Raw genomic sequence first — 12,335 nt, 5'->3', positions numbered from 1 at the left:
CGTCACGCGCCGATCGCCTGCTCAACCGCCGTTACCAGATCCTCGAAGCTCGACGGCTCGAGCTTCTCGCCATCCAGAAAGAACGTCGGGGTTCCCTCCACTCCCAGCGCCTGACCGTCAGCCTTGTCGCGTCGGACCTTCTCGAGCGTCGCAGGATCGTCGTATACCTCGCGGAACTGCGTCATGTCGAGACCAAGCTGTTCGGCAAAGCCGACGAACACCTCCTCCTGTGAGCTGCTGCTCTCCCCCCACTCCGGCTGCGTCTCGAACAACAAGTCCATCATCTCGACGAACATGTCCTGCGCAGCTGCAGCCTCCGCAGCACGAGCCGCAGCCTCAGAGTTGTTGTGCAACGGAAAGTTCCGCACAACGAAGGAGACCTCACCGCCATACAGCGAACGCAGCTCCGTAACCGCCGGGTGAGCAGCGCGGCACGCCTCGCACTCGAAGTCGAGGAACTCCACGAACTCCACCGAGTCCACCGGGGCCTCCGAGATTCGATGACTGTCGGCGCGGACCAGCTGGGCGTCGCCCCCAGCAATCACCACGTCGCCCGCCTGAGTGGACGGGCCGTCTCCTCCAGCGTTCGCCGCCACCACCAACGCAGCGACAGCGAGAACCACCATCAACAGAGGGAGCACCAAGTTCTTCTTCATCGACCCAGCTCCCCGTCGAACTCACAACGAACACGGTGCGCCAGCGATACAAAGGGTCGGATTCGATTCATGTCGCACAGTCTGTATGACATGACGGCGAAACGGGCGTCACCGACGAAGAATCACGACCCCGAACCGCCCTGCTGCGCCACAGGCAGGCCGGCTGCGGAAGCGACGACTCATCCGCCACGGTCCGACCCATCGAACCGATTCTCGCCAGCGAAATCGCAATCGACTTCGACCCATCAGCGACAACCGCGACCCTCACAGTCGACACGACCGTCCCGTTGCCTGCTCGGTCATTTTCGGCGTCGACGAATCCTTCGGCTCCATCGCGGTCGACAACGATATGCAGGGCGGAGCACACAACGATCACGGACCGCTGCTCACCGGCCTCGCCCCCGAAACCGAGTACCGCTACGTCCTGCAAGGCTCCGACGCTGCGGGTGCGATCTACCGAAGCGACGTTGTGACATTCACAACTCCGCCAGCTATCGACTCCGGTCTTGGCGCCAACATCGCCACGTCAGCCACCATCACTGACGTCAGCTCGGAGTTCTCCGACACGTTCGCAGCTGCGAACGCCATCGACGGCAACCCCGCCACCGAATGGTCCACTGCGGGCGATGGCGACAACGCCTCGATCGAGCTGGACCTCGGTCAAGATGAACCGATCACTGCCGTCGCCTACCGCACCCGCCAAATGACCGACGGCTCAGCCATCACCGAGACCTTCACCGTCACGATCGACGGCACCACCCTCGGACCCTTCCCTGCGGGCCCCTATCCTGTCGTTCTCGACGAACCCACAACCGGTCAAATCCTGCGCTTCGACGCCGAGCAAACCACCGGCGGCAACACCGGCGCCACCGAGATCGAGATCTACGGCTCCGACTGACCGTACGCAGTCGCCGCCAGGCAGCAGACAGGTTCGAGCCGGCGGTCAACCCGACAGACCGGTCCGCCGGGAGTGGTGTCGCTGCATGGCGGCCGTCGTGGTCGACGACGCGAGGGACACTCCTACACGCGCACGCCTGCTCGGTGGCTGTTGCCGTCCCGGCGAGCACGTGCTCCACGGCATCCGGTCGAACAGCTGGGTTCGGCTGTTGGTGGACCCTGCCATGCGGGCCCCCGGACTGCGAAGGTCGTTCCGCTTCGCTGCGCTGCAGGGGCTCCACCTTGCTCCGCCCGCCAACTCCGCACGGCTTGACGGCTCCACAGCCGAACCCCGGATCGAACCGGGGACCGATCAGAGGGCGAGCCTCGTCGGGGAAGTCGGGGCTCGCCCTCTCCACTCGGAGGCCACAGCGGCAAGGAGCCACCCAATGCACATCCCGCACATCGCCACCCGATTCATCGACCGCACCGACCCCCGACCAGGCGACGTCCATATCGGTCACCCATACCGGCGCCTCTGGTGGCTCCCCGTCGGACCAACCGCCACCGTCCTCCTCGACCACCTCGCTGCCGAGCCCAGCGACGCATGGATGGTCCACAACACGCTCGAGCTCGGCACCACCATCGGTCTCGGCAAGGGCACCGGCATCCAGTCACCACTGATCCGGACTTTCAGCCGGCTCGACCGATTCGGATTCGGAACCTTCGACATCGAGCCCAGCCACCCCGACTCCGACCCCTGCATCAGCCTGTGGTCAAGCGTCGGACTGGTACCCGAGCGCATCACCCGTCAGTGGCCGATGTCGATGCAACAAGCCCACGCCGTCGACCTCGCAGCCCTCCACCGGGCAGCGGCGTAACCACCAGCCGGAGTCGGCGACCGGAGGATCGGTCGTCGGCTTCCACGCGTCACAGCCGTGTCAGGTCGCCGTAGCCGGCTGCCGTGACGGCCCGCTTCTGGCATCAAGCCCATTCGCCATCACCCGGCCCTACGGACCGAAGCCACCAGCTTCCGGCCCGGCGGCCGAAGGCCAGGGCTTGACACCGCGGGCCCTCCCGGCGGGATCGCTTCCAGCGAACGCAGCGCAGCGCTGCGTCCGCATCACGAACCAAACGGAGACGATCACCAATGAACTACACCGACCACACCACCGCCGTCACGGCCCGACTGGTCGACATGATCCAAACCGGATCACACGGCCAATGGTCCATGCCCTGGCACACCCACGGCATCGCCGGACTCCTCAACGCCCGCAACGCCACCACCGGCGCCCCCTACAAGGGATCGAACACCATCGCCCTGTTCCTCGACGCCGTCGAACGAGGATTCCCGACCGCCGACTACGCCACCTTCAACCAGTACCGCAAGACAGGCGCCCAGGTCCGTAAAGGCGAACGTGCCGCCTACGTCATCAAATGGGTCACCCCCAAGAAGCGCAGCGAGTCCGACACTGGCGAAGGCGACACCATCGAGCGGCGGCTCGTCCCCAAGGTCTACGCCGTCTTCAACGCCCACCAAGTCGACGGCCACGAACCCCAACCCGAACCCACCACCTCCACCCCCGCCGATGCCTGGCTCGCGGCCATCGGTGCCGACGTCGTCTACGGAGGCGACCGCGCCTACTACGCCCCGACACCCGACCGCATCTACCTCCCCCACCCCGACCAGTTCGACGACGCCGAGGCATTCCTGGCGACGTCATTGCATGAGCACATTCACTGGACGGGCCACCGCTCCCGCCTCGACCGGCTCGACCTCCGTTCGGCCTTCGGAATCCCCGCGTATGCGACCGAGGAACTCGTCGCCGAGCTCGGCGCCGCCATCGCTGCTGCCCGCCTCGGGATCAGCACCCAGCCCCGACAAGACCACGCTGCCTACCTCGCCCACTGGATCGACCTGCTCGGAGAGAACCCCAGGATCCTGTTCCGCACCGCCGCCGCTGCACAACGAGCCGTCGACTACCTCGACACCGCCGCCCAGCCCGCCAAGACCGACACCGACGAGGCGGCAGCATGAGCCGCCCCGCCAGCCCCCGCCTCCCCTTCCGACCGCTCGCCATCGAGGCCCAAGCCTCCACAATCGAGAGCCTCGCTCAACAGATCGGCGTCAGCCGCCGCACCGTGCACCGCTGGATCATCCACGGCATCCCCGCAGACCAAGCAGACCGGGCCGCCATCGCCATAGGCACACACCCCGCATGCCTCTGGCCAGACCACTGGTACACGCTCGCCTGAATTGGTCGGACCTGGCCGGCACCCACCGGTCGGGCACCCAGTACAACCCACGACCGCCATGATCTCGCACGCCTCGGGGTCACCGGCACCGTCTGCCCACAGCGCGGCCACGGCACCGCCGATCAACACCAAACCCAAATGCGAGCCGTGATGCTGTTCGCCGAACCGAAGCACCCGACCAGGGACCGCCGCCGCCACCAGCGCGCCGAACCGCCCTTCGCTCGAACAGCCTGACACCCACCGCTGATGGAACCGAGTCGGGAGCCAACGAGACACCCGATCGAGACCGTGCCCAACGGTGCGCGCACTGGCCGGAACCTCCTCGGACCGGAGAAATCGATGCGTCATGCTCCGCCGGGACCGCTGCACCGCAACCCCCTTCGCCGAAACCACTCGGCCCTGACGGGTCCCCTCACTGCGCTCGGCCTCGCTAGGCCCCGACGAAGAAGGTCTCCGGCCCTTCGGGCTGCGTCTCCGCTCACACCCGGCGGTTGTGCCACCCCGAACACCCCGACCAAGGGGCACCAACCCGAAAGGCACACACCATGAACACCATCACCCTCGTCGGCCGACTCGCCACCGACCCCCGACTCGAACCCACCAACGGCAACCCCATCTGCACCTTCCGACTCGCCGTCGACCGAGGCCGCACCGAAGGCGCCGACTTCATCCCCATCAAGTGCTTCGGCGCCCCAGCCGAACAGCACCACACCTACCTCGCCAAGGGCCGACTCGTCTCGATCACCGGACGCCTCTCCCACTCCCAGTGGACCGACAAGGACACCGGCAAGCCCCGAGAGCGTTACGAAGTCGTGGCGGCGCTGGTGGGCTACTTGGACGCCCCGAAAGCCTCCACCGAGCCGGCCGAACCGGCCGAGTACGAGCCAGGACAGGAGCCTTTCTAGCCAGCGCCAGCGCCGGGCTCGAGTACCACCTCGGGCCCGGCCCTCTCGCGCACAGAAACGAGATGCCATGAACGACCGAACGCTTCAAACACACCTCGCCTACGACTCCGCCACGCTCCTTGCGCTGATCGCCCGCATCGCACCATCCGCCGTGCTCGCCCAGCTGAGACGGCAGTGATCGATCAGGTCGCCGTCAGTTACGCCGCATCTGCCCGACGGCCAACCGGCCGGCGGAGGACTGAGTGATCACGCAGGGTCTCCCGAGCCAATCGCGCTATTCAGGATCACGGCAGCCACTTCATCAGCGATCTCATCGACTCCATAGTCGGCGGTGCGAAGAGCAACCTTGTCAGCCAACGATGGGCTTCGATCAATGACCTCGTCCTTCGAGATCTCGTGCCAGATCGGGAGGAGCACCTGCTTCCCTCCGACCGCCATCGTGACAAGGCCGTCGAGCTCATACTGCGGCCAGCCCTTGGCGAAGAACGACTTCGACAGCACAACAAGTCCGAAGCGACTCCTAGCGATACCGCTGTCGATCTTCCGGCGCAGGCTGTCTCCAATTCGCAACTCGAACTCGTCGTACCAGACGGACAGTCCACGTTCCTGGAGCGCGTGAGCGAGTGGCCGGACGACCGTTTCCTTGTCCTCAGCAGCATGCGACACGAACACGTCGAACTCTCGCCCGCCGCCACCCGGCCCGACATCGGCAGCGTTGTCGACCAGCTCCGCAAGTTGCTGGCGGCGATCCCGAATCGGGGACAACGGTCTCAGCGCGGAGGCCTTGATGATCCTGAAACTCGCCTGCGTGCCGTTGCGCAGGCCCTGCGTATCTACGGTCACATACCAGTGGCCGCTCGACGGGATCTCGAGCCGAACTGGCGACTTCTTCGCAAGCCCACCGACAAATCGGTGCTTCTCCCCACGTTGGAAGCTGCGATAGTTAGCCGGATCCATCAGCCGAACATTCGCACCCTTCGTCAGCGTCACCTCAACGACGTCCCCACGCGACCGCTGACCAAGATCCTGATAGATGAACTTCCCCATCCGACCATCGTACCGGCGTCCACCGACAGTCGAACTGACGTTCGCTCCACACACGAACAACTTCTCGTCTGAGCCCGCTGTGTCAGTGGGTCCCCGCCCGCCGCAACCAGGTCGACGCCGACCAGGTCGACGAGTCCGGCCGCCGGCTCGTCCCCATGGTGTACCCGGTGTTCAACGGCGCCCAGGTCGACGGCTGGACCCCACCCCACCACCAGCTGACCACCAGCGCAGACCGCGACACCCGAGCCGACGCCTGGATCGCCGGGACAGGTGCCGCCATCACCTACGGCCACAACCACGCTGCCTACCTCCCCCAGCCTGACCGGATCGAGCTCCCCGACCGGCACCAGTTCGTCGACACCGCCGGCTTCTACAGCACCTCCACCCACGGGCTGTGCCACTGGACCGGACACCCGACCCGACTCGCCCGAGACCTCACCGGCCGCTTCGGTGACGACGCCTGTGCCGCAGAGGAACTTGTCGCCGAGCTCGGCGCAGCCATCGCATGTGCACACCTCGGCATCACCCCCACCGCCCGGGAGGACCACGCCTCCTACCTCGCCCACTGGCTCCGCATCCTCGATGCCGATCCCGAGACCCTGTTCATCGTCGCCGCCCGAGCCCTGGCCGCCGTTGACCACCTCGACGCCTCCCAGCCCGACACCGTCGACAGCGACGTGCTCGAAGAGGTCAGCGCATGACCGCCGAAACCCTCACCCTCGTCCGGTGGCCGCTCGCGCCGCTCCTCGCCTCCGCCGGCAACCCGCCCGTCGCCCAGCTCGCCCGCCAGGTCGGTGTCGCCACTCGCACCGTGTGGCGCTGGCAGCTCCGAGGACTCACCGACACCCAAGCCGACCGCGCCGCCGTCGCCCTCGGCCTCCACCCCGCCAACATCTGGGACCACTGGTACCAGCCCGACCACCAGTAGGCGACAAGCCAGTCAACGACCGCCCGCACCGAATGGCGCCGGGCCCAGCTTCTGCGAGTCGGCAGCCGTCGATGCCACGACCGTGCCCGCAAGCCCGTAGCCGCGCTCCTGCACGGCCCCCGACGATGCCACCGGGCGACGACGCCCTCACCGCGTGCGTTCGATAGCCCAGCCCCAGCATGCGGTCGCCCAAGAACGAACGCGAACGTTCAGCAGCGCAGCATCGACCGAACAGGATGGAGCTTCACGCCGAAGGTCTGGTGCGCTTCGAGGTGGACGCCCTCAGGTGGGCTTTGGGTGATCCGACACGCTGCCCGGGGGTCGCGGCCGGTCAAGGACCGCTGCGGTATTCCGCCTCCAGCATTCTCACCGCCCCTGAAGGGGACGCTCCGACACGTCTCCGCTCGGCTCCGAGGTCCACCGGAATCTCCTCGCTCGCCCTCCGGGCGTCCTGGACCGCCCGCTCAACACCCCGAGGCCTTGGCCGGCTCAACAAGCCCACCAAGGGCACCACCCAACGAAGGAGAGACACCCCACCATGAACCACATCACCCTCATAGGCCGACTCACCGCCGACCCCGAGCTCACCGCCCCCAAGGGCAACCCGATCTGCCGGTTCCGGATCGCCGTCGACCGCATCAACACCGATGGCGCCGACTTCATCACCATCGTCAGCTTCGGCACCCGAGGCGAGAACGACGCCAAGTGGCTCACCAAGGGCCGACACGTCGCCATCGCCGGCCGGCTCCACCACAACACCTGGACCGACAACGACGGCAACAACCGGGAACGCTACGAAGTCATCGCCAACCAGGTCACCTACCTCGACGGGCCCCGCCGCACCAGCGACGACCCCAAGCCCGGCGAAGAAGCCTTCTGACCAAGATCGGGGGTGGGCCAGCTCGGGCCCGCTCTCATCCGCGATTGACAGTACGGAAACTGTAGGCGAATATGCAACAGTGTTCCGATCCGCGAATGAGCTTGCCAAAGCACGAAAGCAGGCGAACCTCTCGATGCGGCGACTCGCCGCGCTCGTCCACAAGCCGGTTTCAACCATCGCCCGCATCGAATCCGGCTCGTCCTCCCCCTCCGTCGACCTCTTCAACGAACTGCTGTGGGTCTGCGGTCGAACCCTGGCAGTAGTCGAACGCAACCAACTCCCCCGTCATCAACCAAACCGATCCACGGAGACACCCATGCCCGAAGCGCCGACGACCTACCCGAACCCGCGGGGCGACGATCCGTGGGACAACGACGCCGTTCACTACCTCCTGGAGAAGGCCGACGTCGCCGCATCGTTCCGCCGGGGACCGCTCGCCGAGTGCCTCCGCCGTCAACCCAACCGACTCGAGAAGCAGCCGCACCGCGTCGCGGAAGCAGAAGAGTTCGCTCGACGCCATGGCGTTCGCCAAGCCCCGATGTATGACCGACGGATCGGCAAGGACATCGTGCGCCTCATCCGCACCGACGCCGACGCCCCCCAGTACCCACCCGAGCGAGTCACCGCGCTCGACGGGCGCGAGTAGCGCCCGACCCCCACATCCGCCGCCGGCCCAGCATCTACTGCCCTCCAAGAAAGCGCCGAGACACATCTGGAGGTTCCGAGAACCTCCGGGTACCAGTAGGTGACTCCCACGCTCGAAGTCGGCGATGCTCGCTGTCGCGTTCATGCCGTCGAGGTGTCCCTGGATAGGGCATGCAAACCTCAGCTCGTCGGCGGCCGCCGTGCTGGTGAGCGTCACGGCGCTCGGCGCTCGAGCCGACCGCACCAAGGGCGCCGCCAGAGACATCGTCAGTTACCTCGAAGGCGGGATCGACGGCGACCGCGCACGCCCCGGCACGAAAGGCGACCCTGCACCCGCACTGAGCGGATCGGCCACCGGCCAAGGCGGCTACTACTCGGATGCACCCGAACAGGCCGGTCGCTGGCGTGGCGTCGGAGCCGAAGCCCTCGGTGACACAGTCGATCCGCAACAGTTCAGCCGCGTCCTTCTCGGCCAGGACCCGTTCACCGGCGACCAGCTGGTAGCGGCGACCGGGTCCGCCGGGCGAGCCAAGCATCACCCGAGGGCCGACCGCGACGGTGATCCGGCCGAGCTTTTGACGATGACCGAGGCCGCCAAGCTCGTCGGCGTCGCCGACGCCTACCTCCGGCGCGTTGCTCGTCGCACCGCAGCTGAACAGGCCGAACACGATCCATCTACTGCGCCCGAGGCGCCATCTACTGGCCGCTCAGGATCATCTACTGGTGCCCGGTCGGGCACCTACTTGTCGGCGGAGAAGCTCGATGGGCAGTGGATGGCGACTCGCGCCGAGGTGGAGCGTTTCATCGCCGACCGGCAGGTCCCCCAGGTCGTGATGGCCTACGACGTCACGTTCTCGGCGCCGAAGTCGCTGTCGATCTTGTGGGCCACCGGCAGCCCCGAGGTTCAGGCCCTCGTCGAGGAGGCCTTCGAGGCCGGCGTCGCCCGAGGGCTCGCATACCTCGAGGCCAACGCCGTGTGGATTCGCCGAGGCCGAGGCTCCGAACCCGCTGGCGAGATGATCGCCGCCTCCTACCGGCACTCGACCAACCGAGAACTCGAACCCCAGCTCCACGAACACGTCGTGATCGCCAACATGGGCACAGGCCCCGACGGCCGCGTCCAGGCCCTCGACGGCCGCGGCCTATTCGTGCACGCCACCACCGCCGGCTACCTCGCCGAGGCCGAGATGCAGCACGCCTGCAACCGGCAGGGAATCGCATGGACCGCCACCCACCGAGGGATCGCCAACGTCGAAGGCGTGAGCGACGAAGCGATCCGGGCCATGTCCACCCGCCGCCAACAGATCCTCAATCTCACCAACGAACTCGGCAGCCACTCCACCCGCGCCCGCCAACAAGCCGCCCTGATGACCCGCGCCGGCAAGACCACCGGCACCGACCCCACCGCCCTCCGCCAAGCCTGGGCCGAACGCCTCGCCACCCACGGCTTCGGACCCGCCGAACTCCACGCCGCCACCACCGCCCCGCCCACACGACTCTGGACCCCCGCCGACACCGACCGGCTCCGCCGACACCTCGCCGGACCTGAAGGCGTCACCGAACAGAAGGCGATCTTCGACCGCCGAGACGTCATCCAGACCACCGTCGACCACGCCGGTGGGCGCCTCTCAGCTGACGAGGTCGAACACCACGCCGACGCCTGGCTGCACTCCGTCGAAGCGATCCCCCTCGAAGCAGGCGACCACAAACCGGTCGGCGTCGGCGGACAGCTCTACACGACCCCCACCATGATCCGCCTCGAAAAAGCCATCGCCAACAGCTACCAGTCCGGCCACGACACCCACACCGCAGTCGTCCCAGCCCGCACCATCGACACCGAGATCGCGAGGTGGGAGACCGCCAGCGGCCACCCCCTCGGCGACGACCAGAAGGCCATGATCCATGCCATCTGCGGATCCGGCGACCGCCACCAAGCCGTCGTCGGCCCCGCGGGATCGGGCAAGACCGCCGCTCTCGAAGTCGCCGCCCGAGCCTGGGAAGCCGCCGGCTACAAGGTCATCGGCGCCGCCGTGAACGGCACCGCCGCCGAGGTGCTCCAACGCGCCACCGGCATCCCGTCACGCACCGTCGCCGGGCTCGTCACCCGACTCGACACCGCCCCCGACCCCATTCTCAGCGAGCGCAGCGTTGTGATCGTCGACGAAGCCTCCACTCTCGGCAACCGCCACCACGCCCGCCTCGCCCACCACGTCGACACCGCCAGCGCCGCCATGCGCACCATCGGCGACCCCCACCAACACTCCTCGGTCGACGCTGGTGGGATGTGGGCCGAGCTCGTCGCCCGGCACCCCAACCGCACCCCCACCCTGGTCGAGAACCGCCGCCAATCCGCCCCTGAGATGACCGACGTCCGTCTCGCCAACGCCGACTACCGCAACGGCCGCGTCGCCGATGCCATCGCCCGCCTCGACGCCAACCAACGCATCGTCACCGCCCCCAACACCGGCGAGCTCCTCGACGCCCTCGCCGCCGACTGGTACCTCGACCAACAGATCCACTCCGACCGGCCCAGCCGCATGATCGCCGAACACCACACCGAACGCCGCGCTCTCAACGCGCGAGCCCAAGCCCTGCTCCGATCCGACGGCACGCTCACCGGACCCGGCGTCACCATCGGCGAAGCCACCTTCCACGTCGGCGACCACGTCATCGCCCGCGCCGCCAACCGCCACCTCCACCCCGAAGGCGACCCGAAGAACTACATCCGCAACGGCACTACCGGCACCATCACCGCCATTGACGACACCCACCTCACCGTCGACTTCGATCACCGCGGCTCGATCAACGTGCCCAGCGACTGGCTCACCACCGAGATCCGCCCCGGCGTCACCGGCGGCATCGCCCCTGCGTACGCCCTCACCAGTCACGCCGCCCAGGGCGACACCTACGCCGCCGGCCGCATGCTCGCCACCGAGACCAGCCAACCCGACGCCGTCTACGTCGGACTCACCCGAGGCACCCACGACGCCCGCCTCTACACCATCACCCGAGAACCCTCGACTACCGACACCGACCCCCGGCTCCCCCGAATCGACCCCAGACACGACGACCCAATCGAAGCCCTCACTCATCAACTCGACAAGACTCGACCCTCCGAAGTCGCCACCACCCGAGCACCCGACATCGCCGCCATCCTCGAGGCCACCAACCGCCCACTCGCTCAGCTAGAAGCCACTACTGACGCCATCTCTCGCCAAGCAGCCACCATCGTCACCGCACGCATCACCCGGCTGGCCACCGTTGACCCGTCGCCAACACTGGAGGCAGCCCTCGGCCCGCGACACGACCACCCCGACCCGGCCCTGTGGGATGACGCCGCCACCCGCCACGCCCTCTACCGGGCGCGCTGGGATCCCGACTACGCCAGCACACTCCTGTCCCACCCGCCCACAGCAGGGGCGCCAGCCTCGCAGCGAGCCGACCACGACGACACCCGTCGCGCGCTCCTCGACGCTCAAGCAGCGCACCTCGCCGACATCCGCACCAGTGAGCTGGCAGGACGACGCAACGAACTCGTCGCCCAAGCCCACCAAAAACCCGCACCCGACGCCCGACTCCTCCGCCACGACTACAAACTTGCGGTTTACACGCACCGCCGTAGCGAGATCGACCTCGCAACCGCCCGCGCAGAAGTTCAGGCGGCCAGCACACCCCGGTCGCGACGACACGACCCCGACCGATTCGAGCTCGCCCGCCGACGCCTCACAGACGCCGAACGACAACACGCCACGAGCCGAGAGCGACTCGCCTCCCTCGAACACCTCGCCAGCTCCAGTGCCCGAACTCCCGAAGCACTCGCGACCATCCGCCACCAGATCGCTGTCACCGACACGGCCCTCGAGCCCCGCATCCGAGCCGCCGTCGAGAACCCCGCTCCCTACCTCATCGAGGCCCTCGACGAGCACCCCGGCAGCAACCCGTTGTGGGACCACCGGGCAACGATCATCGAGACCTTCCGCCATGCCGCGCTCGGCAAGACACCAGCCGACGGGCCACTCAGCCAGCTCAACCCAGCACTGGGACCCGAACCCGGCCAGGCACCGCTTCGCGCCGCATGGCTCGAAGCAGCTCAAGCGCTCCAACCCACGCTGAGCACACACCTCGCCCAAGATCGCTAGTAC

The 12,335-nt window shown here is 67.4% G+C and carries 12 protein-coding genes; 10 read left to right on the top strand and 2 right to left on the bottom strand.

Going from position 1 to position 12,335, the window contains the following annotated elements:
- Positions 1-2: 2 nt before the first annotated feature.
- On the bottom strand, positions 3-656 hold the full coding sequence (locus R8F63_20350) for a thioredoxin domain-containing protein (GenBank protein MDW3220962.1): 654 nt from the start codon (positions 654-656) through the stop codon (positions 3-5).
- 349 nt (positions 657-1,005) lie between these two features.
- Here R8F63_20350 and R8F63_20345 point away from each other — a divergent pair, with 349 nt between their 5' ends.
- The 5 genes from R8F63_20345 to R8F63_20325 all read left to right on the top strand — a co-directional run bounded on the left by R8F63_20345 (position 1,006) and on the right by R8F63_20325 (position 4,693).
- The gene (locus tag R8F63_20345) at positions 1,006-1,554 is read left to right on the top strand and encodes a discoidin domain-containing protein (GenBank protein MDW3220961.1); all 549 of its coding nucleotides are present in this window, start codon (positions 1,006-1,008) and stop codon (positions 1,552-1,554) included.
- A 427-nt stretch (positions 1,555-1,981) separates the two neighbouring features.
- Positions 1,982-2,413, top strand: coding sequence for a hypothetical protein (locus R8F63_20340; protein ID MDW3220960.1), 432 nt, complete (start codon positions 1,982-1,984; stop codon positions 2,411-2,413).
- Positions 2,414-2,682: 269 nt separating this feature from the next.
- Positions 2,683-3,570 carry a zincin-like metallopeptidase domain-containing protein gene (locus R8F63_20335; protein MDW3220959.1) on the top strand — a complete coding sequence of 296 codons (888 nt, stop codon included), beginning with the start codon at positions 2,683-2,685 and terminating at the stop codon, positions 3,568-3,570.
- Positions 3,567-3,788: a hypothetical protein gene (locus tag R8F63_20330; GenBank protein MDW3220958.1), complete on the top strand. Its 222-nt coding sequence runs from the start codon at positions 3,567-3,569 to the stop codon at positions 3,786-3,788. Before R8F63_20335 ends, R8F63_20330 begins: the two co-directional genes overlap by 4 nt.
- Positions 3,789-4,333: 545 nt before the next feature.
- Entirely contained in the window at positions 4,334-4,693 is a 360-nt protein-coding gene (locus tag R8F63_20325; protein MDW3220957.1) for a single-stranded DNA-binding protein, read from the top strand.
- Between the two features lie 246 nt (positions 4,694-4,939).
- Here R8F63_20325 and R8F63_20320 read toward each other — a convergent pair whose 3' ends face one another.
- A complete protein-coding gene (locus R8F63_20320) occupies positions 4,940-5,740 on the bottom strand; it encodes a DUF1883 domain-containing protein (protein ID MDW3220956.1) in 801 nt (266 codons plus the stop codon).
- A gap of 155 nt (positions 5,741-5,895) precedes the next feature.
- On the opposite strand from R8F63_20320, the gene R8F63_20315 reads away from it, so the two are divergent.
- The 5 genes from R8F63_20315 to mobF all read left to right on the top strand — a co-directional run bounded on the left by R8F63_20315 (position 5,896) and on the right by mobF (position 12,332).
- Complete coding sequence (locus R8F63_20315; GenBank protein MDW3220955.1) at positions 5,896-6,441, top strand: zincin-like metallopeptidase domain-containing protein; 546 nt, start codon at positions 5,896-5,898, stop codon at positions 6,439-6,441.
- Positions 6,438-6,668 carry a helix-turn-helix domain-containing protein gene (locus R8F63_20310; protein MDW3220954.1) on the top strand — a complete coding sequence of 77 codons (231 nt, stop codon included), beginning with the start codon at positions 6,438-6,440 and terminating at the stop codon, positions 6,666-6,668. Before R8F63_20315 ends, R8F63_20310 begins: the two co-directional genes overlap by 4 nt.
- A gap of 538 nt (positions 6,669-7,206) precedes the next feature.
- Positions 7,207-7,548, top strand: coding sequence for a single-stranded DNA-binding protein (locus R8F63_20305; GenBank protein ID MDW3220953.1), 342 nt, complete (start codon positions 7,207-7,209; stop codon positions 7,546-7,548).
- A gap of 316 nt (positions 7,549-7,864) precedes the next feature.
- Positions 7,865-8,194, top strand: a complete 330-nt coding sequence (locus tag R8F63_20300) for a hypothetical protein (protein MDW3220952.1) — start codon at positions 7,865-7,867, stop codon at positions 8,192-8,194.
- Between the two features lie 199 nt (positions 8,195-8,393).
- Positions 8,394-12,332 carry a MobF family relaxase gene (mobF, locus tag R8F63_20295; GenBank protein MDW3220951.1) on the top strand — a complete coding sequence of 1,313 codons (3,939 nt, stop codon included), beginning with the start codon at positions 8,394-8,396 and terminating at the stop codon, positions 12,330-12,332.
- Positions 12,333-12,335: the final 3 nt, after the last annotated feature.

The organism is Acidimicrobiales bacterium (assembly GCA_033344915.1).
GTDB lineage: Bacteria > Actinomycetota > Acidimicrobiia > Acidimicrobiales > Aldehydirespiratoraceae > JAJRXC01.
The sequence above is the reverse complement of the archived record's forward strand: the minus strand, read 5'-3'. Positions and strand labels throughout refer to the sequence as shown.

Bases quoted from the DNA above. Each gene is read 5' to 3' on its own strand.
- R8F63_20350 (MDW3220962.1), bottom strand. From the start codon at position 656: ATGAAGAAGAACTTGGTGCTCCCTCTGTTGATGGTGGTTCTCGCTGTC.
- R8F63_20345 (MDW3220961.1), top strand. From the start codon at position 1,006: ATGCAGGGCGGAGCACACAACGATCACGGACCGCTGCTCACCGGCCTC.
- R8F63_20340 (MDW3220960.1), top strand. From the start codon at position 1,982: ATGCACATCCCGCACATCGCCACCCGATTCATCGACCGCACCGACCCC.
- R8F63_20335 (MDW3220959.1), top strand. From the start codon at position 2,683: ATGAACTACACCGACCACACCACCGCCGTCACGGCCCGACTGGTCGAC.
- R8F63_20330 (MDW3220958.1), top strand. From the start codon at position 3,567: ATGAGCCGCCCCGCCAGCCCCCGCCTCCCCTTCCGACCGCTCGCCATC.
- R8F63_20325 (MDW3220957.1), top strand. From the start codon at position 4,334: ATGAACACCATCACCCTCGTCGGCCGACTCGCCACCGACCCCCGACTC.
- R8F63_20320 (MDW3220956.1), bottom strand. From the start codon at position 5,740: ATGGGGAAGTTCATCTATCAGGATCTTGGTCAGCGGTCGCGTGGGGAC.
- R8F63_20315 (MDW3220955.1), top strand. From the start codon at position 5,896: ATGGTGTACCCGGTGTTCAACGGCGCCCAGGTCGACGGCTGGACCCCA.
- R8F63_20310 (MDW3220954.1), top strand. From the start codon at position 6,438: ATGACCGCCGAAACCCTCACCCTCGTCCGGTGGCCGCTCGCGCCGCTC.
- R8F63_20305 (MDW3220953.1), top strand. From the start codon at position 7,207: ATGAACCACATCACCCTCATAGGCCGACTCACCGCCGACCCCGAGCTC.
- R8F63_20300 (MDW3220952.1), top strand. From the start codon at position 7,865: ATGCCCGAAGCGCCGACGACCTACCCGAACCCGCGGGGCGACGATCCG.